Here is a 23978-nt window from a genome sequence, read left to right as displayed (position 1 = left end):
TATATGCTATCATGTATAGGCAGTTGTATAAGTGCGGCATTTTATGTATAATGTACCCAATGATATACTTTCAAGGAAGCGCTGAATCTGTCGGCGCTTCGATAAGAACCAAGGAGGGAAAGCGATGCGACGATATACATCCCTGCTCCTCGTGGCGTTCATGCTGGTTCTTTTGATCGCGACGATTTCGGACAATTTGGCGGGGCATGCGGACAGGACGCGGCGGGAGCGACCTCAGCAGTCCGTCACGGTATATACGACCTTGCCGCCCGAGCATGCGGGAATCCTTGCTGAAGGATACGAGAAGGCAAAGCGCGTGCAGGTGAACTTCGTTCCCGTAAGTTCGGCCGAGGTCTTGCAGAAGCTGCACCAGGATGCCGCGATTGGCAAGGGCGGGGCGGATCTCGTGCTCGCCGATCGTGCGACATTGGAGAAGGCGGCGGCAGACGGTGATCTGCAGCCGTACGTCTCGGAGAGCACGGACTCGGTCAGCGCGTCCTTCAAGGATGCGTCTGCTGCGTGGACGGGCATCTGGTACGATCCCGTCGTATTCTGCGCTAACCGCGACTATGTGCGGACTGTGCCGCGCGTGCCCAATACGTGGACGGAACTTGCCACGATGCAGGGGATGCGCGTCGGCATTACCGACTTTTTTGCGGCGGATGCGTCGGCGAATCTCTTCTTCTCCATGATGTCGCAGTTCGGCGATGCGGCGACGTATGACATCCTGCGCGGCATACAGCCCAAGGTCGTGCAGTATTCCAAATACCTTTCGACGCCCGTGCGCATGGCGGGCATGGGCGAGGTCGACATTTCCATCGCCGTGCAGAGCGAGGTCATGCGCTACATCCATCAAGGCTATCCCTTGCAGATCATCTACCCCGAGGACGGCACGGCGTACACGCTGACGGGCGTGGGACTGGTCGAGGGAGCAAAGAACGAGGAGCAGGCAGAGGCCTTTGCGGAGTGGCTGCTGAGCGATGAAGCGCAGCTCACCCTGCAGAGCCGGGAGTTCTTCTTCGTGCCGCTCAATCCTGTGACGATCGCCTATAAGTCTTTTCCGGGGAAAGACGTCGTGCTCTTTTCCAAGCCGCAGGAGTTCAGCCCGAGCCAGCGTCACGATCTCTTGGATCGTTGGGTGAAGGAAGTGCGGCTGCAGTAAAAGATGATGGTGGGAGGAATCTATGGATTCCTCCCCTTATGCTTGATATACCTTGAATATACCTTGAGGGGGAAATTTTTTGAAAGCAGGATTCATCAGCCTCGGCTGCGCCAAGAATCTCGTCGATACGGAAGTCATGCTCGGTATCTTGCAGGACAACGGCATCGAGCTTACGCCCGATCCGGCAGAAGCGGAGATCATCATCGTTAATACATGCGCTTTCATCCAGTCGGCGAAGGAGGAATCCATTACGACGGTGCTCAATATGGCGGAGTACAAGGAAACGGGCTGCTGTCGTTCGCTCATCATCGCAGGCTGTCTCGGGGAACGCTATCATCAGGAGCTTTTGGACGACATGCCCGAGGCCGATGCCATCATTGGCACGGGCGCATGGAACCGCATCATGGAGGCGGTGCGTGAGACTCTGGCGGGCAACCGCATCGTCTTGGCAGGAGAGAATGAGATTGTTTACGATGCGAAGACGCCGCGCATTTTGACGACGCCTGCTTACTCCGCTTACGTGAAGATCGCCGAGGGCTGCGACCATCGCTGCGCCTTCTGCGCTATTCCGCTGATTCGCGGACGCTTTCGCAGCCGATCGATGGACGATATCAAGCGCGAGGTCACACGCCTTGCCGCCGAGGGCGTGCGGGAGATCATACTCGTCGCGCAGGATTCGACGTATTACGGCAAGGACATCTACGGCGAGCCGTCCTTGGCGCGTCTCTTGCAGGAGCTTGTGAAAATCGAGAAGGTCGAGTGGATGCGTGTGCTCTACTGCTATCCGAAGAATTTCACCGATGAACTCATCACGACGATTGCGCAGGAGCCGAAGATATGCAAGTACGTCGACTTGCCGCTGCAGCATGCGCACAATTCGATCCTGAAGTCGATGCGTCGCCCCGATACGCAGGAGGAGGTTGTGACGCTTCTCAAGAAGATTCGCGCGCGCATACCGAACGTCGCTGTTCGCTCTACCTTCATCGTGGGATTTCCTGGCGAGACGGATGCGCAGTACCAGACGCTGCGCCGCTTCCTCATCGAGCAGCGCTTTGAGAAAGTGGGGATCTTCACCTATTCGCAGGAGGAGGATACGCCTGCCGCTTCCATGATGCGCCAAGTGCCCGAGGATGTCGTGCAGGAGCGTTACCATGATCTCATGAGCGTGCAGTGTAAGATTTCGGAGGAACTGAACCAAGGGCTTGAGGGCAAGGAGCTTGACGTGCTCGTCGAAGGCCGCGACGAGGAGCAGCCGAATCTTGCCTTTGGGCGCTCCTATCGCGAAGCGCCGGGCGTCGATGGGCAGATCTTCATCGAAGGCGATGCGGTGAGCCGGCCGGGCGACATCGTGCGTGTGCGCATTGTGCAGGGCTTCACCTACGATGCGGTCGGTGAGCTTGTCGAGTGAGGGTACGGTTTGTACGATGTATGGGCGGCGACGCTTAGGAAACGAAAGGCGGAAGGATTTTGGAAGGGTGTGCAGGCATGGCCGAGGAAAGGGAGTCGTTGGAGGCGCTTGTCGGACGACTGCTGCGTGAGTGCGGCAGGACGATCGCCTGCGCCGAGTCGTGTACGGGCGGTCTTCTGACGAGCCGCCTGACCGATGTCGCGGGAAGTTCCGCCTATGTCATGGGAGCTGTCGTATCTTATACGAACGAGGTCAAGGCCTCGCTCGTCGGCGTGCACGAGGCGACGCTCAAGGCGTTCGGTGCCGTGTCCGAGGAGACGGCACGAGAGATGGCGGAGGGCGTGCGCCGTGCGATTCCCGCCAATATCGGCGTTGGTATCACGGGCATCGCGGGGCCGGGCGGCGCGACGGCAGAGAAGCCCGTGGGGCTTGTCTATATCGCTGTCGCCGCTGAACACATGACGCACGCAGTGCGTCATGTGTTCAGCGGCTCGCGTGCAGAGGTCAAGCGTCAGTCGACAGAAGTTGCGCTCGCCATGGTGCGAGATCTGCTTCTAGACGTTCCGCATTGAATGGAACACAAATTTTGTCATACGGCCTTTTAGACAAGTTTCAGCCTTTATCGCTGATTATTTAAGCGAATGTAAGGAGGCTTTAGATTTTTCGTTGTATGATGGCATGAACAGCAAGAGGTAACTCTGCCGATATTTTGGGAAATTGGGAAAGGAGATTTTTTATGAAGCTGAAGAAGATTTTTGCTGCAGCCTTCGCCTTTTGTGCGATGTTCGCAGCGACAGCGGTGATGCCGCAGACGGCGGGCGCCGAGCCTTACACCTATACGAACAAGGAGGAAGGCTACAGCATCATGTGTCCGACGAAGCCGCTCGGCGTTCTGCCCGCAAGCGTGCTGCATGAGGATGAGAAGGGCAGCGTGCTCGTCTTCGCCAACGACGGCTACAAGATCAACAAGGCTTGGGTCATCGTTCCTGACGGTTTCGCCAAGGGGGATCTGCCCGATCTCACGAAACTCTCGCAGAAGGATGAGGCGCTTCTCCTCACGCAGTTGAAGGAAAACAGCGCCTATGCTGTCGTCGATATCATACCGATTACGGCAAAGACGAAGGGCGTCTTCGCCGTGACAGCGAAGACTATCATGGTCGATACGGACGGAGACGGAGAGCTTGACACCGAAGCGACGGCGGACACGCAGATGGCAGTCGTCTTCCTGCGCTCGGAAAAGGGACGCGCCTTCAAGATCGAGTTGATCGACAACCCCGAAATCACGGCGAAAAACGTTTCGGAATTCCGCGCGGGCATTTCGACGCTCCAAGATTTGTAATTTGTGCGGAGGATATTGACTTTTTGACCTTTATGTAGTATGATAATGCACGGGATGAACGGCGCATAGCGCAGTTTGCCGCCCGTGCATTTTCATGTAAAGGAGATTTTTTCATGGCAAAGGTACAGCATGAATTTCAGGCAGAAACAAAACAGCTTCTCGACTTGATGATTCATTCCATCTATACGAATCACGAGATCTTTTTGCGGGAGCTTATTTCAAACGCGTCGGATGCGCTCGACAAGCTGCATTTCGCCGCCTTGACGGACAGCGCTTTGCGAGAGGGCGATGAGAGTGCGGAGATTTTCCTCGTGCCGGATGAGGCGTCGCATACGCTTTCTATCTCGGACAACGGCATCGGCATGACGGAGGAGGAAGTCGTCGAGAACATCGGCACGATTGCGAAGTCGGGAACGAAGGCGTTCTTGGAGCAGCTGCAGCGTACGAAGGAAGAGAACGGAGCGGTTGACGAGAAGGAACTGATCGGTCAGTTCGGCGTGGGCTTCTACTCCGCCTTCATGGTCGCCGAGAAGGTCACGATCCTCACACGCAAGGCGGGCGAGAAGCAGGGCATACGCTGGGAATCGACGGGCGACGGCACCTACAGCATAGAAGAGTGCGACAAGGAGAAGCACGGCACGACGATCGTCATCACGCTCGCCAAGGAATACTACGGTGCGGAGGCTGAGGAGAACTTCCTCGACAAGTACAAGCTTGAAGGTCTCGTCAAGAAGTATTCGGACTATGTGCGCTACCCGATCAAGATGAGTTTCGAGATCGAGGAAACGCCGAAGGATGAAGACGGCAAACCCATCGAAGGCGCGGAGAAAACGAAGCGCACGGAGGTGCGCACGCTCAATTCCATGACGCCGCTCTGGACGAAGAACAAGAGCGATATCAAGCCTGAGGAATACAACGAGTTCTTGAAGAATCAATTCCACGAGTGGGAAGACCCGATGGAGATCTTCCACACGAAGGCGGAAGGCGCGGTCGAGTACACGGCGCTGCTCTTCATTCCCGCGCACGCGCCCTTCAACCTCTACCACACGGACTTTGAGCCGGGCGTGCAGCTTTACTCGCGCCACGTCTTCATCATGGACAAGTGCAAGGATCTCCTGCCCGATTACCTGCGCTTCATGAAGGGGCTCGTCGACTCGCCCGACCTCTCGCTCAACATCTCGCGCGAGCTTCTGCAGCAGAGCCGCGAACTCAAGACCATCGGCAGGAATCTTGAGAAGAACATCCTGAAGACGTTGGAGCGCACGCTGAAGAACGAGCGCGAGAAGTACGAGAGGTTCTGGGCGGAATTCGGCAAGTCGCTGAAGATCGGCATTTACAACAGCATCTACAGCGGCGAGAACACGGCCGACAAGCTCAAGGACTTGCTGCTCTTCCTCAGCTCGAAAGAAGGCAAGCTCGCAACGCTTAAGGAGTATGTCTCGCGCATGCCAGAGAGCCAGAAGGAAATCTACTATGCGACGGGCGCGGACAAGGCGACGATCGAGAAATTACCGCAGATGGAACTTCTGCGCGAAAAGGGCATCGAAGTCCTCTACCTGACCGATCCCGTCGACGAGTTCACGATTGAGACGCTGCGCGAGTATGAGGGCAAGAAGTTCCACTCGATCAGCCGCGGTGACTTGGATCTTGACGATGCCGAGTCGCAGGAGGCGAAGAAGGAGACGGAAGACATCCAAAAGAAGAACGACGATCTTCTGAAGGACGTCAAGGAAGCCTTGGGCGACCGCGTGGCGGAAGTCAAGCTGACCTCGCGTCTCAAGTCGAGCGCCGTCTGCCTCGTGGCGGACGCGATGGGCCCGAGCCTCTCGATGGAGCACACGTTCTCCGAGATGGACAACCCGATGTTCAAGGCGCGCCGCATCCTTGAGATCAACCCGCACCATGAGATTTTCACGCGCCTGCAGGCCTTGCACGAAGCAGGCAAGGAAACGGAGGACTTCAAGGACTACTGCGATCTTCTCTACACGCAGGCGCTGATCATCGAAGGCATCCTGCCCGAGAATCCCGTAGACTTTGCGAACAAGCTTGCGAAGCTTATGGCGAAGTGAGGAAAAATAATGTGATAAGTGACGGATGCGAGTGAAGCAGTCGCTTATATAAAAATGAAAATCCCCGAGAAGTCCAATTTTCTTGGGGATTTTTCTATGTGAAGAATCGAGTGAGCTGCACATGCAACCGTTAGTTTTTTGGACATTGTATGCAGGTTGTTGCTGCAGCAATTCTTGGCGGAATGCGGCAAAATGTAGTATAATACAAATAAGGAAGTGAGGAAGATGTACCGCATCAAGCCGTGGGAAGACTTGACGATTCAAGATGATTACATGTTCAAACTCATCATGGGCGTCAAACGGATATGCCTGAACTTGCTGCAAGGAATTCTCCGTGTGGAAATCAAGGACATCCATTATCTGGAAACAGAAAAATCCATGAGCGCACGCTATCAAGGCAAGGGTGTTCGCATGGATGTCTATGTGCGCGACGATGCTAATACAGTATACAACATCGAAATGCAGGTTTGTATGCTTGAAGGGGAAAGTCTTTTCAAGCGTACGCGCTACTACCAGTCAATGATTGATGCCGATCTCTTGGCGGCAGGTGCGGACTATGACGACTTAAACAAAACCGTTATCATTTTTATCTGTCCTTTTGATCCTTTCAGCAAGGGGCGGCATATCTACACTTTTCGCAATCTATGCGTGGAGGATAAGAAGCTTGAGCTTTCTGACGGGGCAATAAAAATTTTCTTAAATGCTAAGGGTACGCTGAATGATGTGGATGAAGGAGTCAAAGCGTTTCTCGATTATGTGAACGGTATCGTATGCGACAATCCTCTTGTAAAGGAAATTGACGAGGAAATTCGGCGAATCAAGAAAGAGAACGAAGAGAGGGTGAGTTACATGACTTTCGCGATGAAAATGATGGAGGAAAGGAAAGAGGGTTTCAGGGAAGGGGAACGTCAGGGTCTTGCCAAGGGCAAGGCTGAAGGAAAAGCCGAAGGAAAAGCCGAAGGGATGGCGCTTTCTATTCGCAGCATGATGGAGAAATTGAACTTTTCCATGGAAAAGGCGATGGATATTCTGCAGATTCCTGCAGCGGAACGTGCCAAATACGCAGCGCTCGTCAAAGGGTGAGTTGTCCTCCAGTTTGCTGTGATGAAGTCTTGTCAAAGCACGAAATTTCCATTATAATAAGGCAGAGCTAGCAAAAACGAAAATGAACGGCAGGTGACGCAGCGATAGCTCGTTATCTGCCTTTTCTTGTCAGCCAAGGGAAGGATGGGACGTGCGGGTTGGAAGGAAAGCTGAAGTTATACGGGTTCAATAATCTGACGAAGTCTTTGAGCTTCAATATCTACGATATTTGCTACGCGAAATCGCAGCGTGAGCAGCAGGACTACATCAAATATATTGACTCGCAGTACAACTCAGAGCGCTTGACGAAGATCCTCATGCGCGTGACGGAGATGATCGGCGCACATGTCCTGAGCATCTCGAAGCAGGATTACGATCCGCAGGGCGCGAGCGTGACCTTCCTCATTTCGGAAGAGGATGCAGCGGGGCACAAGAAGCCGCTGCTGAATGACGAGATTGTCGCGCACCTTGACAAGAGCCATGTGACCGTGCATACGTATCCCGAGTTCCACCCCGAGACGAGCATTGCGACGTTCCGTGTCGACATCGACGTGGCGACGTGCGGCGAGATCACGCCTTTGAAGACGCTCGACTACCTCATCGGCAAGTTTGATTCGGATATCATCACGATGGATTACCGCGTGCGCGGCTTCACGCGCGATGTGACGGGAAAGAAGCTCTTTATGGACGACAAGATGTCGTCGATTCAGGAGTATATCAAGTCGGAGACCTTGGCGACGTACGATGCCATGGACATCAATGTCTATCAGGCGAATATTTTCCACACGCGCATGCTCATCAAGGAGATCGAGCTGCAGAATTACCTCTTCAATACGGATATTTACGAGATACCGCCGAAGACGCGGCTCGCGATCAGCAACAGTCTGCGGCGCGAGATGATTGAGATCTACAGCGGCAGCAATGTATTCTGAGTGGGGCTTTGCGCTTTGCTCTTTGGGAGGAAAGAGAAGGATTGGAAGCATTCGACTACTATACGCAGGACAGGGCGCCTGTTCTTGAAGCTCTGGAGCGCTTCAAGAGCAGGCGCGTCGTGCCTTTTGACGTGCCGGGGCACAAGCGCGGACGCGGCAACGCGGAGCTTGTGGACTTTCTTGGCGAGAAGTGCCTTTCCGTCGACGTCAATTCGATGAAAATGCTCGACAACCTTTGCCATCCCGTATCGGTGATTCGCGAAGCGGAGGATTTGGCGGCGCGGGCTTTCGGCGCGGCGCATGCCTTCTTCATGGTCGGCGGCACGACGAGTTCGGTGCAGACGATGATTCTGACGGCGGCGAAGCGCGGCGAGAAGATCATCTTGCCGCGCAATGTGCATCGAAGCGTCATCAACGCGATGATCCTCTCGGGCGCTGTTCCTGTCTATGTGAATCCACAGATGGATCGGCGGCTCGGCATCGCGCTCGGCATGAGGCTCGCCGATGTCGAGCGTGCGATCGAGGAGAATCCGGACGCGAGGGCGATCTTCGTCAACAATCCGACGTATTACGGGATATGCTCGAACATCCGCGCCATCGCCGATCTCGCTCATGCGCACGGCATGCTGCTCCTCGCCGATGAGGCGCACGGCACACACTTTTACTTCCACGATCATTTGCCCGTTTCCGCCATGGCGGCGGGGGCGGACATGGCGTCGGTGAGCATGCACAAGTCGGGCGGCTCTCTGACGCAAAGCTCGCTCCTTTTGATCGGTGAGCGCGTGCACGAGGGCTATGTGCATCAGATCATCAACCTCACGCAGACGACGAGTGCGTCGTACCTTCTCATGGTAAGCCTCGATATCTCGCGGCGTAACCTTGCGATTCGTGGGCGCGAGACGATCGATAAGGTCATCCGTCACGTCGAATATGCGCGTTCTGAGATCAACGCCATCGGCGATTACTATGCCTATGCGAAGGAACTTGCCGACGGCGACGCCGTCTTCGATTTCGATGTCACGAAACTTTCGATCTTCACGCGCTCTCTGGGGCTTGCGGGCATTGAAGTCTACGACCTCCTGCGTGACGAGTACGATATTCAGACGGAGTTCGGCGATATGGCGAACCTCCTCGCTTACGTCTCAATCGGCGATCGCCCCAAGGACATTGAGCGTCTCGTATCCGCGCTTGCCGAAATTCGCCGCAACTATAAGAAGCCGCCGAAAAATATGCTGGAGGTCGAGTACATCAGCCCGAAGATCGTCTGCGGCCCGCAGGAAGCGTTCTACGCTGAGAAGGAGGCGCTTCCCATCGCCGAGACGGCAGGGCGCGTCGCGGGCGAGTTCGTCATGTGCTATCCGCCGGGCATTCCAATCCTCGCACCGGGCGAGCTTGTGACGGCGGACATCCTCGATTATATCCGCTACGCGAAGAAGAAGGGCTGCTCGCTGACGGGGCCTGAGGATATGGAGATCCGGCGGCTCAACGTGATGAAGGAGACTTAGGCATGAATCTTTGGTTTACGGAGAAGCACACGAAGAATGCGGGCTTTTCCATCAAGGTCGATCGGCAGATCTACTCGGGCAGGAGCGACTTTCAGCGCATCGACATCTTCGAATCGCCGGAGTTCGGCCGCTTTCTGACAATCGACGGCTACATGATGCTGACGGAGAAGGACGAGTTCATCTACCATGAGATGATCGTGCATGTGCCGATGTGCGTCAATCCCGAGGCGAAGCGCATCCTCGTCATCGGCGGCGGCGACGGCGGCACGGTACGCGAGCTTCTGCGCTACAAAAGCGTCGAGCGCATCGACCTCGTGGAAATCGACGAGATGGTCGTCGAGGCATGCCGCGAGCACTTGCCGCAGACGGCGGCGTGTCTTGCAGATTCGCGCATTCGCTTCTTCTTCGAAGATGGACTGCGCTTCATTCGCCAGCCTGAGGACGAGTATGATTTGATCCTCGTGGATTCGACCGATCCTTTCGGGCCGGGCGAGGGGCTTTTTACGAAGGAGTTCTACGGTAACTGCTTCAAAGCTCTGCACGAGGACGGCATCATGGTCAATCAGCACGAAAGCCCGTTTTACAAGGACGACGCCTATGCCATGCAGCGTGCGCACAAGCGCATCGTCGAGTCGTTCCCCATTAGCCGCGTCTATCAGGCGCATATCCCGACGTATCCGTCGGGGCACTGGCTCTTCGGCTTCGCGTCGAAGAAGCGTGCGCCCATCGAGGGTGTTGATTGGCAGCGTTGGAAGCGGCTCGGCATCAAGACGCGCTACTACAATACGAAGCTGCATATCGGCGCTTTCGCCTTGCCGACCTATGTGGAGGAGATGCTGCGCGATGTTGAAAGATAATGTAGAAACTTTTCTGGGCTGCGACACATCGTATGAAGAGTCGCGCATCGTGCTCTTCGGCGCACCTTTCGATTCGACGACGTCGTTTCGCCCGGGCACGCGCTTTGCGAGCCGCACGATGCGTGCCGAGTCGTACGGGCTGGAGACGTACAGCCCATATCTCGACCTTGATATGGAGGAGACGCGCGTCTTTGACGGCGGCGACTTGGAGCTTTGCTTTGGCGATACGGCTCGCGCCCTGGGGCAGATCGAGGACTTTGCGCGGAACCTGCTCGCCGATGGCAAGAAGCCCTTCATGATCGGCGGCGAGCATCTCGTGACGCTTCCCGTCGTGCGTGCGCTCGCTGAGCGCTACGAAGATCTCCATATCGTGCATTTCGATGCGCATACGGATCTGCGCGATGATTACTTGGGCGCGAAGCTCTCGCACGCGACGGTCATGCGTCGCGCCTGGGATATCTTGGGGGACGGACGCATTCATCAGTTCGGCATACGGAGCGGCGAGCGCGCGGAGTTCCTCTGGGCGAAGGAGCACACGCATTTGCAGCGCTTCGATTTCACGGGGCTTGAATGGAGTCTCTCTGAACTCATGGGAAAGCCCGTGTACTTGACGCTCGATCTCGATGTGCTCGATCCGAGTGGTTTTCCCGGCACGGGCACGCCCGAGCCGGGCGGCGTGAGCTTCCTCGATCTTCTTCGTGCGCTCCGAAAGACGCTGCGGCTCGACCGCATCGTCGGTTGCGACATGGTCGAACTGTCGCCGCACTACGATGCGAGCGGCGCATCGACGGCGGTGGCCTTGAAGCTCCTCCGAGAGATGCTTCTCGCTTGGGAAGAGCCGGCAATTCGCGGAGCAGAGATGGTTTGATGCGGGCGGCGAACGCCCTTGAGTTGACGACAGGAGGAAAATCATGGGAAAGGCTTTGATCATCGGCGCGGGCGGCGTCGCAAGCGTCGCCGTGCACAAGTGCTGCCAGAACAGCGACGCCTTTGAGGAAATTTGCATTGCGAGCCGCACGAAGGCAAAGTGCGACGCATTGAAGGAAAAGCTCGCGGGCGGCAAGACGAAAATCACGACGGCGCAGGTGGATGCGGACAAGACGGACGAGCTCATCTCCCTGATTGAGCGGGAGAAGCCCGACGTCGTCTTGAATCTCGCGCTGCCGTACCAGGATCTGACGATCATGGACGCGTGCCTTGCGACGAAGACGCACTATGTCGATACGGCAAACTACGAGCCGGAGGACACGGCGAAGTTTGAATACAAATGGCAGTGGGAGTACAATGACCGCTTCAAGGAAGCCGGCATCACGGCGCTGCTCGGCTCGGGCTTCGATCCGGGCGTCACGGGCGTCTTTTCCGCTTATGCCTTGAAGCATCACTTCGATGAGATCAACTACATCGACATTCTTGACTGCAACGCGGGCGATCACGGCTATCCGTTTGCGACGAACTTCAATCCCGAGATCAACATCCGCGAGGTTTCGGCGAAGGGAAGCTATTGGGAAGACGGCAAGTGGGTTGAGACGGAGCCGATGGAGATCAAGCGCGTTTACAACTTCCCCGAGGTCGGCGAGAAGGACATGTACCTCTTGCATCACGAGGAGCTGGAGTCGCTCGCGATCAATATCCCCGGCATTCGCCGCATCCGCTTCTTCATGACGTTCGGCGAGAGCTACCTGCGCCACCTCAAGTGCCTGGAAAACGTCGGCATGACTTCGATCGAGCCGATTGAGTTCGAGGGCAAGAAGATCATTCCGCTGCAGTTCCTCAAGGCAGTTTTGCCCGATCCCGCGAGCCTTGGCCCGAGGACGAAGGGCAAGACGAACATCGGCTGCATCTTCCGCGGCAAGAAGGACGGCAAGGAAAAGACGTACTATGTCTATAACGTCTGCGATCACGAAGCGTGTTACAAGGAAGTCGGCTCGCAGGCGGTTTCCTACACGACGGGCGTGCCCGCGATGATCGGTGCGATGCTCGTGATGAACGGCACATGGAAGGGCGCGGGCGTCTATAACATCGAGCAGTTCGATCCCGATCCGTTCATGGATGCGCTGAATCGCTGGGGCTTGCCGTGGCAGGAGAGCTTCACGCCGGAGCTTGTCGATTGATGGGCGAGGCTTTTGGGAAATTCGAGAAATACGCAGAAATTTTCCATTCTGTGCCGACGCCCGCCTACGTCGTCATGGAGGATCTTCTGCGCAGGAATCTCACCGTGCTGCGTGACTTGCAGCAGGAGACGGGCGCACATGTGCTTCTGGCACAGAAGGCATTTTCGATGTTTCACTTCTATCCGCTCATTGCCGAATACCTCGCAGGTTCGGCGGCGAGCGGCCTCTTTGAGGCACGTCTCGCATACGAGGAGATGAAGGGCAAGGAGAACCACGTCTTTTCGCCGGCGTTCAAGGAGGCGGACATGGCGGAGATCGTCAAGATTGCCGATCACATCGTATTCAACTCCTTCGCCCAGTGGGAAAAGTACGGCGAGTTTGCCTTGAAGCACGGCTGCGCGTGCGGCTTGCGCATCAATCCCGAGTATTCGACGCAGGAGCACGCGATCTATGACCCATGCTCGGCCGGCTCGCGTCTCGGCGTCAAGCTCGGTGATTTTCGCCCCGACAAGATGGAAGGATTGACGGGACTGCACTTTCATACACTTTGCGAGCAGGGGGCGGGGCCGCTGGCGGAGACGCTCGAAGCCGTTGAGGAGAAGTTCGGCGCATGGCTGCCGCAGATGGAGTGGATCAACTTCGGCGGCGGACACCATATCACGCGCGAGGACTACGACATCGACCTGCTGAAACAGTGCATTATGCGTATGCAAACGAAATACGGACTCAAGGTCTATATCGAGCCGGGCGAGGCGATCGCGCTCGATGCGGGATTCCTCGTTGCCGAGGTGCTGGAAATCGTTGAAAACGATACGCCTGTCGCCATCCTCGACACGTCGGCGGCGTGCCACATGCCCGACGTCATCGAGATGCCGTACCGCCCGCCCGTTCTGGGTGCGGGCGAGGCAGGGGAGAAGCCCTTCGCCTATACCTTTGCGGGGCCGACGTGCCTTGCAGGCGACACGATCGGCACATACTCGTTCGATGCGCCGCTTGCTGCCTCCCGCCGCATCGTCTTCGGCGACATGGCGATCTATACGATGGTGAAGAACAACACCTTCAACGGTATGCCGCTGCCCGCGATCGTCGCCGTCGATGAAACGGGCGCATGGCAGGTCGTGCGCCGCTTCGGCTACGAGGATTTCAAGATGCGCCTGTCCTAGGAAGAAGCGCCGTCGTTCGCGATGGCGCTTCTTTGCGTCCTGTAGGAAAGACTTGACCTGTGGTGCATAGGTGGTACAATAGAGGGCGACGCCTTTGTTCAGGGCGGAGAAGATATGATTTTATTTTCAAAGGAAGTGGATGTTTATGCTGCGTCGTTTGGAAGAATTGCCCATTGGCTCTTTTCACTACAAGATGCTCCTTGTCACGGGTCTGGGATGGCTCTTTGATGCGATGGATACGGGGCTGATCGCCTTCGTTCTGCCGCTCTTGGTCAAGGATTGGGGGCTGAGTCCCGCGCAGGCGGGCTGGATCGGCTCCGTGGGACTTATCGGCATGGCGCTCGGTGCGGTCGTGGCAGGATCTCTGGCTGATCGTTGGGGGCGCAAGAAGGTCTTCACTGCGACGGTTCTGCTCTACAGTGTATCGACGGGGCTTTGCGCCCTGGCTTGGAGCTATGAATCGCTGCTCGTCTTCCGTTTCCTCGTCGGCTTCGGCCTCGGCGGCGAACTGCCCGTCGCCGTCACGCTCATGACCGAGTATGCGCCGACGCGGCTGCGCGGGCGCTTCATCGTCCTTCTTGAGAGCTTCTGGGGCGTCGGCTGGCTCGTCGCCGCCTGCATCTCATATCTCTTCATTCCAACGTTCGGCTGGAAGCTCGCGTTCCTCCTCGGCGCTCTGCCTGCACTCTATGTGTTCCTCATCCGCCTGCACTTGCCCGAATCCGTTCGCTACCTGCTCGCGAAGGGGCGCGTCGAGGAGGCGAAGGAAATCGTCTGCCATCTGGAGGAAAAGCTCGGTCTCGCAAACCGTCCGTTTACGGCAGATGAACTATTGCCGAGAGAGAGCGGCAGAGAGACGGGATTTGCCGCTCTGTGGCAAAAGGGCTTCCGTCTGCGCACGGCGATGCTCTGGCTGACGTGGTTCGGCATCGTCTTCAGCTACTACGGCATCTTCATGTGGCTGCCGTCGCTCGTCTACGCGCAGGGCTTCGCCGTCGTCAAGACCTTCGAGTATGTGCTGATGATGACGCTCGCGCAGCTGCCCGGCTATCTTGCTGCCGCGTGGTTCGTGGAAGTCATCGGACGCAAGTATACATTGTCCGCATTTCTGCTCTTGTCGGGCGTTTGCAGCTACTTCTTCGGCGCTGCCGAATCGTCGTCGGCGCTTCTCGCCTGGGGCGCGGGCATGAGCTTCTTCAACCTCGGTGCATGGGGCGTCATCTACACCTACACGCCCGAGCAGTACCCGACGGCGATGCGCGCGCTCGGCAGCGGCTGGGCGGCGGGCTTTGGACGCATCGGCGGCATGATCGCGCCGATGCTCGTCGGCGTGCTGCTCGCCGGCTCCGTCGGCATTGAGACGATCTTCGCTCTGTTCGCGTCCGTATTCGTGCTGATTTCGATCGTCGTCATCGCCTGCGGCAAGGAAAGTAAGCAGAAGACGCTCGAAGATCTCTCCGATGTCCGCGAGGCGCATGGAGCGTAAGCGATGGGAGTGCAGTATATCGTTGTCTTTCTTGGCGGCGGCCTCGGCGCTGTCTGCCGCTATTTGGCGACCTCGTTTTTCGCCGTGCGCTTCGGGTCGGCATTTCCTTACGGCACGCTCTTTGTCAACGTGTCAGGCAGTTTCCTTATGGGACTTCTTATCGGCGTTTTGCCGCTTTTGCCGCGCGGCGCGCTTTTGCCTGAGAACCTGCGCTTTCTGCTCGCTGTCGGTTTCCTCGGCGGCTTCACGACGTTCTCGTCCTTCAGCATGGAGACGCTGACCTTGCTGCAGGGCGCGAATGCGCTTTCAGCGCTCTGGAATGTACTGGCGAACGTCGCCTTCGGTGTGGCGGCGGCATGGGCGGGACTCTTGCTCGTGCGCGCTGCACTGTAGGCGAGGAAAATAGAAACGGCTGCTGCAAATTTTTGCGGCAGCCGTTTCTTCTTGTCACGACAGGCGTTGTATAGTATAGTTATGATTAGGGAACAATGGGGAGGGGATGTATATGGAAACGAGAGTGGATCGCTGGTACAGCGAACGGCTGCAGAAAGAAATGACTGTCCGAACGTATGGGACAGACGGCACGCCCGTGCTCGCCTTCCCGCCGCGAGAGATGCTTTCCGATGCCTATGAAGCGGCGGGCGTAACAGAAACGCTCGCACGCTGGCTCGACGGGCGCATGATCCGGCTCGTGACGGTCGATACGATTGACTCCGAGAGCTGGTTCAGTGCGGATGATCGTGAGTGGCGTGCCAATCGGCAGGAGGCTTACTACGAATATGTTGCCGAAGAAGTCGTGCCCTTTGTGCGCTCGCTGAGCGATTGGACGCGCCTGCCCCTCTCCGTTGGCTGCGGCTTCGGCGGCACTCATGCGGCGATCCTCTTCCTGCGCCGCCCCGATCTTTTTGCGGGACTTATCTCGCTTGCCGGTTCTTACGACGCCAAGACGTTTTTCGGCGGTTGGCTCAATGCACGGCTCTACGACAATTCACCGCTCGACTTCCTGCCCAATATGGCGAACGAGCATCCCTACGTTGAGATTTACAACGCGAGGAGGATGGTCTTCTGCACGGGGCAGGGCGAGGGGCTTGATGAGCCACGCCGCACGACGGATCTCCTGCGCTCCGTGCTGCACGAGAGGGGCATAAACGCATGGGTTGACTTCTGGGGGGCGGACGTCGACTATGGCTGGGAATGGTGGAAAAAGCAGCTTGTATACTTCCTGCCCTACGTGCTCGGCAGGTGAAGGAAGACTTTGTTCTTAGGGAAGAGAGAAGCAGCGGCAATGCGCCGCATTTTCTGAAAGAAAGAGAAGTGAAGAAATGGCGGACATCATAGCGGAAAATTTGCACGGCGTCATCGGCGACATCCTCGCCGACTACAAGACGGATCGCATCATCGACAAGATGGACGTGTTCTGTCGTCCCGACAAGAAGTCGGTCATCGATATCCTCGACAAGCTCGTGCGCATCGTCTTTCCCGGCTACTTCAAGGACGAGCACTACCGTGTCTACAGCGTCGAGAACAATATGACGATGGTCATGGAAGATGTCGCTTATCTGCTGAACAAGCAGATTGCCATCGCCCTGCCGTGCAAATGTGCGTCTATGCAGTCGGAAGAGGTCATTGCCGATCGCGCGCAGGAGATCACGCTCGCCTTCTTTCGTGCCATACCGAAGATTCGCTCCTACATCGAACTGGATGTTCAGGCAACGTTCGAGGGCGATCCCGCAGCGTCGAGCGAGGCCGAGATCATCTACTCCTATCCAGGTCTTTACGCGATCTGCGTGCATCGCCTCGCGCATGAGCTTCATGTGCTCGGCGTGCCCGTAATCCCGCGCATCATGTCGGAGCATGCGCACAGCCGCACGGGCGTCGACATCCATCCAGGCGCGATGATCGGCAGGAGCTTCTTCATCGATCATGCGACGGGCGTCGTCATCGGCGAGACGACAGAGATCGGCGAGCATGTGAAGATATATCAGGGCGTGACCTTGGGGGCGCTCTCGACAAAGGGCGGCCGCTCCCTGAAGGACAAGAAGCGCCACCCGACGATCGAGGATCATGTGACGATCTATTCGGGCGCCTCGATCCTTGGCGGCAAGACCGTCATCGGCAAGGGCGCAATCATCGGCGGCAATGCTTTCATCACGAAGTCCGTCGCGCCGGGCACACAGATCAGCGTGAAGAATCAGGAACTACGCTACGACAAGTCGCGCGACGAATTGGAACAGGTCGATTTCGAGGGAGAAGCTCCGTGGTTTTATGTGATATGAGCGGCGAGAGGGCGGCGGGATTGCTGTCCCTCGTGTTTGCACAAGAACGATATGGCTTTGGAAAAATATTTCTTGCAAAATTTCCGAAAATGCGGTATACTACGTATTCAAGCTGAGAAGGTTCATAAGAGTCTTTTCAGCATGCGCTTCATGTGCATGCCAACGGGGACGTAAAGGTTTCGACGGGGGTAGATGGTGCATGGGCAGCGAGCCGGGGGGTCACCATCCCGTCAGCAAGGTGAAACTTTTATTTAAACATAAAAGCAAACGAAGACTACGCTCTGGCGGCTTGACGCCAGCCTCTGTCCGCTTAGCTCCCGCCTGAGCGGATAAGAGGACAACTGCGGGATACCCGAGAGCTGATTTTCGCAGGCTCGAAGGGGAAACTTTTGCGGAATCGGATGACGGAAGCCTGTCTGTGGGCGTTCAGATTCTTAAAGCAAACCACAGACTGCGCTCGGAGAAGCCGATGAAACAATGCTTTCGGACAGGAGTTCGATTCTCCTCGTCTCCACCAGAAGGGAAGCGGTAAGGCCGCTGGGATAAAGAAGAGGACGTCTGCGGAATTCGTACCGCAGGCGTCCTCTTTTCGTGCTTGCACATCGGCTTCGATGATCGATGTGCGGGGGCGTGTCTTTTTGTTCGTCCAAGGGCATTCTACTTCGTCGTCTTTTCCAGCAGAGAGAAAAAGTCCGAAATCTCCATCGGCCGGTGAAAGTAGAAGCCTTGGATATAGTCGCAGCCTGCCTCAAGAACGGTCTGAAGTTCCTGAGCCGTTTCCACGCCTTCGACGCAGACCTTCTTGCCGAACTTATGGCAGGAGTAGACGATGCTTGATATGAAGTCGCTGCTGTTCTTGGAATACGCCATTTCCTTCATCAAGCTACGATCGAGTTTTACGATGTCGGACGGGTGCTTCAAGAGAAGCTCCAAGGAGGAATATCCTGTGCCGAAGTCGTCGAGCGCGAGACGAATGCCGAGGTCGCGGCACGCTTCGATGAAGGTCTGCAGAGTGGCGGGGCTTTCGTTGTAGTTCGTTTCCGTGAGTTCCGCGACGAGATTCTTGCCGTCCATTTCGTGGCGGTCAAGGGTCTGACGCATGAAGGGCAGGAACTCGGGATCGAGCACTTGATGATAACTGACGTTGAAGTTCAGGGAGAAGTTCGGATTCGTGCGGCGTATGCGCTTGGCATGGATGACTGCCTGCTCGAAGATCCAGCGTCCGACAGCGCGGATCTGCTGGGTGCGCTCCAAGATGGGGATGAATACGGCAGGCGATATGTTCGTGCCCTCGTGTGACCAGCGGCACAGAAGTTCGCCGCTGACGATGCCGAAACCGTCGGTGGTGACTGTCGGCTGGATGACCGTGCGGAAGTTCGTGCAGCCGCGTTCGACATCCTCGTTGATGGCGAGCAGGAAGCGACTCAGGTTCTTGCGCGTTTCGAGATTCTGCGGGGAGAAGAGAGCGTATGGCTCATCCGGCGATTCTTTCGCCAGATCCAGCAGGCTCAGCATGTTGGCGATGATTTCGCCGCATGCCGTGTCGCTCGGAATGTCTTTCATGAGAGCGAGAGAGGAGGGCGTCTGTACGGCGAGACCGTAGATGGCGTAGAGGTTGCGCACGGTCAGATTGATGAAGTCGAGGATCACCTTCGGATCTTCTGTGATTTCGGGCGAAAGGATGGCGAGGAAGCGCAGACCGTCGAGGCGGTAGATCAGAAGGCTGTCGCGGAAGCGGTTCGTGAGTCCTGCTGCGATGTCCTTGAGAAGTGCGTCAGAATGGCTTCGGCCGTGCATCTCGTTGATTTCACGGAAGTTGTTTAAGCGGAGGCCGATGAAGGAAAGGGAAGAATATTCCTTCTGCAGTTCCTGCAGTTTGATTTCCGCGCCTTTCTCACGCGCGAATCCTGTGATGGGATCGACGACGAAATCGAGTGCGAGGCGTGAGATGCTGCCGGAAAAAAACAGCGGCTTCTCGCGCGCCGCGTCCCACTTCAGGATGCCGCAGCAGCGAATCCAGAATTCGGTTCCCGTTCGATCCGTCACACGGTAGCGAAGATCGTGGACATCCCGTTTGCTCTCGATGATGTCTTTGATGTCCGCCCGATAGGTGGCGAGATCGTCGGGGCGGCGGATGCATTTTTCCCATTCACCGAGGAAATTTTTGACGATGTTGCTCTTGAAGGCGAAGGCGTCGCGCATCTGATCGTTGATATAGAAGAGATTCGACTGCATGTCACCGAAGTAGATATATTGGTCGGCAAGTTCGATGGAATCAAGAAAGTTCGGAAAGTCAAAGAGATTTTCTCGGAGGAAGGCAGAAAGGACGCCCTTGTCGGCATCGGCATCGATTTCTGCGGCCACGCCCCCCGCACTGCGCAGGACATCTCTCATGCGGATGACGCGCATGACGAAGCGACCGACGAGGTACAGGGCTGCCGTGATGTCGTGCGCGTTTTTCCAGTCGGGCACGTCGCAGGTGATGAAACCCGTCGGTTCGCCGTCTCTGAAGAGCGGGACAGCGGACAGGGAATGGAGATCGAGTGAGGCGAAGCATTGACTGGCAAGGGGCTGTTTCGCGGCAAAGGCCTGCGTATCCTTGAAAAGGACATGCCTGCCGTTCATCAACCTGTCGCTCGTCAGGGCGACGGCGGCGCGTACAGTCTCCTCATCGGGCTGTTGGTATGGTTTCGTATCCTTGGCACTCCACGTATATGTAGGTGTATAGTGTTCGTTCCTGCATTCGAAAATTATGATGCGATGCAAAGAAAAGGCATCGCCCATGGTTTGGAAGAGCGAGAGAATCCCCTCGTCAGATTCTTCCGTGTCGACGATTTTTTTTAAGAAAGTCGTAGAGAGTTCGCGTTTCTCACAGAATTCATCGAGCCATTCTGAAACGGAGTCCATGATTCTTTCCAACCCCTTCGCAGCATTTATTGTACAATACCATTATACATGAATTTTCCCCAATCGTCCATTCTTTATAGGAAAAAAGTTTTTATTTATTGGGAATCTTCAAATGATGCTGTTTCAGTACGCCTCGTGAAGTTTCTTTCGTTGTGCGGATCTGCTGTAGGCCATCTGCAGCACACTATAGACATGCTTTGCGCTTTCCTCTATAATGAGAAGAACCGAGAGGTTGATTGAAATATGGAAGAATGATGGAGGAGGCTGCCATGACGAAGATTCCTTTTGCGCATTTGCACGTTCATACATGCTACAGCCTTCTCGACGGTGCGAGCCGCATCCCAGAGCTTATCGCACGCACGAAGGAGCTTGGCATGGATTCCGTCGCGATCACCGATCACGGGGCGATGTACGGCGTCATTGATTTTTATAAGGAAGCGAAGAAGCAGGGAATCCGTCCGATCATCGGCTGTGAGGCGTATCTTGCGCCTGAGTCGCGCTTTGACCGTACCGAGGTGCGCGGCACGCGCTACTATCATTTGATTCTTCTTGCGGAGAATGATGAAGGCTATCGAAGCCTCGTGAAACTCGTTTCGCTCGCCAATACGGAGGGCATGTACTACAAGCCGCGCGTCGACAAGGATATCCTGCGCAAGTACCATAAGGGACTCATCTGCCTCAGCGCCTGCGTGGCGGGTGAGATTCCGCAGGCGATTCTGCGCGGCGAGCGAGAGCGCGCGGAAAAGCTCGTCGAGGAGTATATCGACATCTTTGGACGAGAGAACTTCTTCCTTGAGATTCAAGACCATGGAATCCCCGATGAAAAGACGGCGTTCGCGGGCGTCATAGAGCTGGCGGAGAAGTTCGGCGTCGGACTCGTGGCGACGAACGACATCCACTATGTGCATAAGGAGGACACGGAGGCGCACGACGTCCTGCTCGCGATTCAGACGGGCAAGGGCGTCCATGATCCGACGCGCATGCGCTATGCCGAAGGGGAGTTCTACATGCGCTCGCCCGAGGAGATGCAGGAGCTTTTCCACGATCACCCGGAGGCGCTCGCCAATACGCAGAAGATCGCCGAGCGATGCAAGGTCGACTTCGAGTTCGGGCATCTGCATCTGCCGAACTTTCCTCTGCCAGAGGGAATGACGGACGATGCCTACTTGAGACAGCTCTGCGAGGAGAATCTGTCCCTTCGCTATGAAAAGATTACGCCCGCCGTGCGCGAAAGGCTCGACTACGAGCTTTCCATCATCCATCGCATGGGCTATGACAGCTACTTTCTGATCGTTTGGGATTTCATCAAGTATGCGCGCGGCGAGGGCATCGCCGTCGGCCCCGGGCGCGGCTCGGCGGCGGGCAGCATCGTCGCCTATCTCCTGGGCATCACGAACCTCGATCCCCTGAAGTACGAATTGCTCTTCGAGCGTTTTTTGAATCCGGAGCGCGTGACGATGCCCGATATCGACATCGACTTCTGCTACATTCGCCGCGAGGAGGTCATCGACTATGTGAAGCGCCGCTACGGCGCCGATCATGTCGCGCAGATCATCACCTTCGGCACGATGGCGGCGAAGGGCGCGATCCGTGACGTCGGGCGTGCGCTCGAAATGACGTATGCGAGCGTCGACCGCGTGGCGAAGGCTGTGCCGTCGGAGCTTGGCATCACGCTCGACCGTGCGCTCGCCGATTCGCAGGATTTTCGCAGCATCTATGAGGAGAGCGACGAGACGAAGCGGCTCATTGACTTCGCGCGCGACCTTGAAGGGCTGCCGCGCCACTCGTCGACGCACGCGGCGGGCGTCGTGATCGCGCGAAATCCCTTGACCGACTATGTGCCTGTGCAGGTTTCCGACGGCACGCTCGTGACGGAGTACGATAAGGATCACGTGGAAGAACTCGGCCTTTTAAAAATGGACTTCCTCGGTCTGCGCACGCTCACGGTCATCGCCGACGCCTTGAAGAACATCAAGAAGAGCCGTGGCGTCACGATCGACATCGACACGATGCCGCTTGAGGACGAAAAGACAGCCGAGATGCTCTGCCGCGGCGATACGGGTGCGGTCTTCCAGATGGAATCGGCGGGCATGACGAATCTCGTCAAGGACTTGCAGCCGAAAAACTTCCAAGACCTCATCCCGACGGTCGCGCTCTACCGGCCGGGTCCCTTGGGCAGCGGCATGGTGACGGATTTCATTGCGGGCAGGCACGGCAAGAAGAAGGTGACCTACCTGCATCCTCTCTTGGAGCCGATCTTGAAGGAGACGTTCGGTGTCGTGCTCTATCAGGAGCAGGTCATGCAGGTCGTGCAGGTGCTCGCGAACTTCACGCTCGGGCAGGCGGACATCTTGCGCCGTGCCATGGGCAAGAAGAAGCATGAAGTCCTGATGTCGCAGCGCGAGACGTACATGAAGGGAACGCGGGAGAACGGCATTGATGATGCTTTGGCAGAAAAGATCTTCGATCTTCTGACGCATTTTGCCGACTACGGATTCAATAAGTCGCACAGCGCGGCGTACGCGCTCGTGGCGTGGCAGACGGCGTACTTGAAGGCGCATTATCCGCAGGAGTTCATGGCGGCGATGCTCACGAGCATCATGGATACGAACGACAAGGTCGGCGTCTACATCGAGCTTTGCCGCCGCATGGGCATCAAGATCCTGCCGCCCGACGTCAACGCGAGCGAGGCGAATTTCAGCGTCGACGGTGCGGCCATCCGCTTCGGTCTCGCCGCCGTGCGAAATGTCGGCGAGGCGGCAATCAAGAGTCTCGCCGCCGTGCGCGAGGAAGGCGGCGCTTTCACGTCGCTCCTGGACTTCTGCACGCGCGTCGATATGCGCACGGCAAATAAGCGCGTACTTGAAAGTCTCATCAAATGCGGTGCGTTCGACTCGCTCGGCGCGCACCGCTCGCAGCTTCTTGCCGTCTTGGAGCGCGTCATCGATGTCGCTGCACGAAAGCATGCGGATGCAGCGAGCGGGCAGATCGGCCTTTTCGGCGAGGCGGCGATGCAGGAGGCTGAGGACGTCGCGCTTCCCGACATCGATGAGGCAGACTCGGTGCAGCGACTCGCGTGGGAGAAGGAGAACACAGGCTTCTTCATTACAGGACATCCGCTCGATCGCCATGAGAAGAAGATCAAGAATCTCGTGCCCATCGGGGATATCTTAGACGGCAAGAAAAAGGAGCGCCAACTCGTGCGCATCGGCGGCCTCATCTCCTCGGCGAAGCGGATTGCGACGAAGAAGGGTGACACGATGTGCTTCTTGGAATTGGAGGACTACACGCATTCCGTCGAAGTCGTCGTCTTCCCAGCGGTCTTCTACCCGCATGTGAACCTCCTTGTTCCCGATGCGGCCATCGTCGTGCAGGGGCGCGTGAATTTCACGGATGACGGCGTCAAGGTGCTTGCTGATACGATTACCGCGCTCGACGATTATCGGCAGGACTATTACATCACGCTTGCTGCAGAGCACGAGGAAGCGGCTGCGCTCGATGCGCTCTACGGTATTTTCGCGATGCACAGGGGCGAACATGTCGTCTTTTTGAATCGGAAGGGACGTTGGCAAAAGTTGGAGCCGCAGTATTGGCTCGACGCATCTCCCGCCGTCGTGCAGGAAATCGAGGCCTTGCTCGGCAAAAACTCGGTGCTGCAGAGATAGCGCCGAAGGAGGAAA

18 protein-coding genes and 1 other RNA gene are annotated in these 23978 nt (G+C 56.7%); 18 read left to right on the top strand and 1 reads right to left on the bottom strand.

Annotated features, from left to right (window positions below; all coding sequences use genetic code 11):
* The first annotated feature begins 124 nt into the window (after positions 1–124).
* The 17 genes from SELSP_RS06415 (at position 125) to ssrA (ending at position 17908) form a co-directional block, all read left to right on the top strand.
* Entirely contained in the window at positions 125–1162 is a 1038-nt protein-coding gene (locus tag SELSP_RS06415; protein ID WP_006192182.1) for an ABC transporter substrate-binding protein, read from the top strand.
* Between the two features lie 79 nt (positions 1163–1241).
* Positions 1242–2570: a 30S ribosomal protein S12 methylthiotransferase RimO gene (gene rimO / locus SELSP_RS06410; protein WP_006192183.1), complete on the top strand. Its 1329-nt coding sequence runs from the start codon at positions 1242–1244 to the stop codon at positions 2568–2570.
* Positions 2571–2647: 77 nt separating this feature from the next.
* The gene (locus SELSP_RS06405; protein WP_006192184.1) at positions 2648–3142 is read left to right on the top strand and encodes a CinA family protein; all 495 of its coding nucleotides are present in this window, start codon (positions 2648–2650) and stop codon (positions 3140–3142) included.
* 164 nt (positions 3143–3306) lie between these two features.
* A complete protein-coding gene (locus tag SELSP_RS06400; RefSeq protein ID WP_006192185.1) occupies positions 3307–3909 on the top strand; it encodes a hypothetical protein in 603 nt (200 codons plus the stop codon).
* Between the two features lie 113 nt (positions 3910–4022).
* On the top strand, positions 4023–5978 hold the full coding sequence (gene htpG, locus SELSP_RS06395; protein ID WP_006192187.1) for a molecular chaperone HtpG: 1956 nt from the start codon (positions 4023–4025) through the stop codon (positions 5976–5978).
* Between the two features lie 225 nt (positions 5979–6203).
* On the top strand, positions 6204–7061 hold the full coding sequence (locus tag SELSP_RS06390; protein ID WP_006192189.1) for an Rpn family recombination-promoting nuclease/putative transposase: 858 nt from the start codon (positions 6204–6206) through the stop codon (positions 7059–7061).
* 158 nt (positions 7062–7219) lie between these two features.
* Positions 7220–7993 carry an adenosylmethionine decarboxylase gene (gene speD, locus SELSP_RS06385; RefSeq protein ID WP_006192191.1) on the top strand — a complete coding sequence of 258 codons (774 nt, stop codon included), beginning with the start codon at positions 7220–7222 and terminating at the stop codon, positions 7991–7993.
* A 41-nt stretch (positions 7994–8034) separates the two neighbouring features.
* Complete coding sequence (locus SELSP_RS06380) at positions 8035–9498, top strand: aminotransferase class I/II-fold pyridoxal phosphate-dependent enzyme (protein ID WP_013740827.1); 1464 nt, start codon at positions 8035–8037, stop codon at positions 9496–9498.
* Positions 9499–9500: 2 nt separating this feature from the next.
* Positions 9501–10355, top strand: a complete 855-nt coding sequence (gene speE / locus SELSP_RS06375; RefSeq protein WP_006192194.1) for a polyamine aminopropyltransferase — start codon at positions 9501–9503, stop codon at positions 10353–10355.
* Positions 10342–11223 carry an agmatinase gene (gene speB, locus SELSP_RS06370; protein ID WP_013740826.1) on the top strand — a complete coding sequence of 294 codons (882 nt, stop codon included), beginning with the start codon at positions 10342–10344 and terminating at the stop codon, positions 11221–11223. The genes speE and speB overlap by 14 nt, the downstream gene beginning before the upstream one ends.
* Before the next feature lie 43 nt (positions 11224–11266).
* A complete protein-coding gene (locus tag SELSP_RS06365; protein ID WP_006192197.1) occupies positions 11267–12466 on the top strand; it encodes a saccharopine dehydrogenase family protein in 1200 nt (399 codons plus the stop codon).
* The gene (gene nspC / locus SELSP_RS06360) at positions 12466–13629 is read left to right on the top strand and encodes a carboxynorspermidine decarboxylase (RefSeq protein WP_006192198.1); all 1164 of its coding nucleotides are present in this window, start codon (positions 12466–12468) and stop codon (positions 13627–13629) included. The genes SELSP_RS06365 and nspC overlap by 1 nt, the downstream gene beginning before the upstream one ends.
* A gap of 139 nt (positions 13630–13768) precedes the next feature.
* Positions 13769–15115 (top strand): MFS transporter, encoded by a 1347-nt coding sequence (locus SELSP_RS06355; protein WP_006192199.1) that lies wholly within the window; start codon positions 13769–13771, stop codon positions 15113–15115.
* Between the two features lie 3 nt (positions 15116–15118).
* Positions 15119–15508: a fluoride efflux transporter CrcB gene (gene crcB, locus SELSP_RS06350; protein WP_006192201.1), complete on the top strand. Its 390-nt coding sequence runs from the start codon at positions 15119–15121 to the stop codon at positions 15506–15508.
* Positions 15509–15620: 112 nt separating this feature from the next.
* Positions 15621–16361 carry an alpha/beta hydrolase-fold protein gene (locus SELSP_RS06345; RefSeq protein ID WP_013740825.1) on the top strand — a complete coding sequence of 247 codons (741 nt, stop codon included), beginning with the start codon at positions 15621–15623 and terminating at the stop codon, positions 16359–16361.
* A gap of 76 nt (positions 16362–16437) precedes the next feature.
* Positions 16438–17391 (top strand): serine O-acetyltransferase, encoded by a 954-nt coding sequence (locus SELSP_RS06340; protein WP_006192203.1) that lies wholly within the window; start codon positions 16438–16440, stop codon positions 17389–17391.
* 164 nt (positions 17392–17555) lie between these two features.
* Positions 17556–17908: a transfer-messenger RNA gene (ssrA, locus tag SELSP_RS11975) on the top strand.
* A 140-nt stretch (positions 17909–18048) separates the two neighbouring features.
* Here ssrA and SELSP_RS06335 read toward each other — a convergent pair.
* Complete coding sequence (locus SELSP_RS06335; protein WP_006192206.1) at positions 18049–20298, bottom strand: EAL domain-containing protein; 2250 nt, start codon at positions 20296–20298, stop codon at positions 18049–18051.
* A 269-nt stretch (positions 20299–20567) separates the two neighbouring features.
* On the opposite strand from SELSP_RS06335, the gene SELSP_RS06330 reads away from it, so the two are divergent.
* The gene (locus tag SELSP_RS06330; RefSeq protein WP_013740824.1) at positions 20568–23963 is read left to right on the top strand and encodes a DNA polymerase III subunit alpha; all 3396 of its coding nucleotides are present in this window, start codon (positions 20568–20570) and stop codon (positions 23961–23963) included.
* The last annotated feature ends 15 nt before the right edge of the window (positions 23964–23978 follow it).

Source organism: Selenomonas sputigena ATCC 35185 (assembly GCF_000208405.1).
Lineage (GTDB): Bacteria > Bacillota > Negativicutes > Selenomonadales > Selenomonadaceae > Selenomonas > Selenomonas sputigena.
This window is presented reverse-complemented; position numbering and strand designations above follow the sequence as displayed.

What these genes read in the sequence shown, in the direction of transcription:
- SELSP_RS06400 (WP_006192185.1), top strand. Translation starts at nt 3,307, where the DNA reads ATGAAGCTGAAGAAGATTTTTGCTGCAGCCTTCGCCTTTTGTGCGATG.
- speB (WP_013740826.1), top strand. Translation starts at nt 10,342, where the DNA reads ATGTTGAAAGATAATGTAGAAACTTTTCTGGGCTGCGACACATCGTAT.
- SELSP_RS06355 (WP_006192199.1), top strand. Translation starts at nt 13,769, where the DNA reads ATGTTTATGCTGCGTCGTTTGGAAGAATTGCCCATTGGCTCTTTTCAC.
- htpG (WP_006192187.1), top strand. Translation starts at nt 4,023, where the DNA reads ATGGCAAAGGTACAGCATGAATTTCAGGCAGAAACAAAACAGCTTCTC.
- SELSP_RS06345 (WP_013740825.1), top strand. Translation starts at nt 15,621, where the DNA reads ATGGAAACGAGAGTGGATCGCTGGTACAGCGAACGGCTGCAGAAAGAA.
- SELSP_RS06335 (WP_006192206.1), bottom strand. Translation starts at nt 20,298, where the DNA reads ATGGACTCCGTTTCAGAATGGCTCGATGAATTCTGTGAGAAACGCGAA.
- SELSP_RS06415 (WP_006192182.1), top strand. Translation starts at nt 125, where the DNA reads ATGCGACGATATACATCCCTGCTCCTCGTGGCGTTCATGCTGGTTCTT.
- SELSP_RS06365 (WP_006192197.1), top strand. Translation starts at nt 11,267, where the DNA reads ATGGGAAAGGCTTTGATCATCGGCGCGGGCGGCGTCGCAAGCGTCGCC.
- SELSP_RS06330 (WP_013740824.1), top strand. Translation starts at nt 20,568, where the DNA reads ATGACGAAGATTCCTTTTGCGCATTTGCACGTTCATACATGCTACAGC.
- SELSP_RS06405 (WP_006192184.1), top strand. Translation starts at nt 2,648, where the DNA reads ATGGCCGAGGAAAGGGAGTCGTTGGAGGCGCTTGTCGGACGACTGCTG.
- SELSP_RS06390 (WP_006192189.1), top strand. Translation starts at nt 6,204, where the DNA reads ATGTACCGCATCAAGCCGTGGGAAGACTTGACGATTCAAGATGATTAC.
- crcB (WP_006192201.1), top strand. Translation starts at nt 15,119, where the DNA reads ATGGGAGTGCAGTATATCGTTGTCTTTCTTGGCGGCGGCCTCGGCGCT.
- nspC (WP_006192198.1), top strand. Translation starts at nt 12,466, where the DNA reads ATGGGCGAGGCTTTTGGGAAATTCGAGAAATACGCAGAAATTTTCCAT.
- SELSP_RS06340 (WP_006192203.1), top strand. Translation starts at nt 16,438, where the DNA reads ATGGCGGACATCATAGCGGAAAATTTGCACGGCGTCATCGGCGACATC.
- speE (WP_006192194.1), top strand. Translation starts at nt 9,501, where the DNA reads ATGAATCTTTGGTTTACGGAGAAGCACACGAAGAATGCGGGCTTTTCC.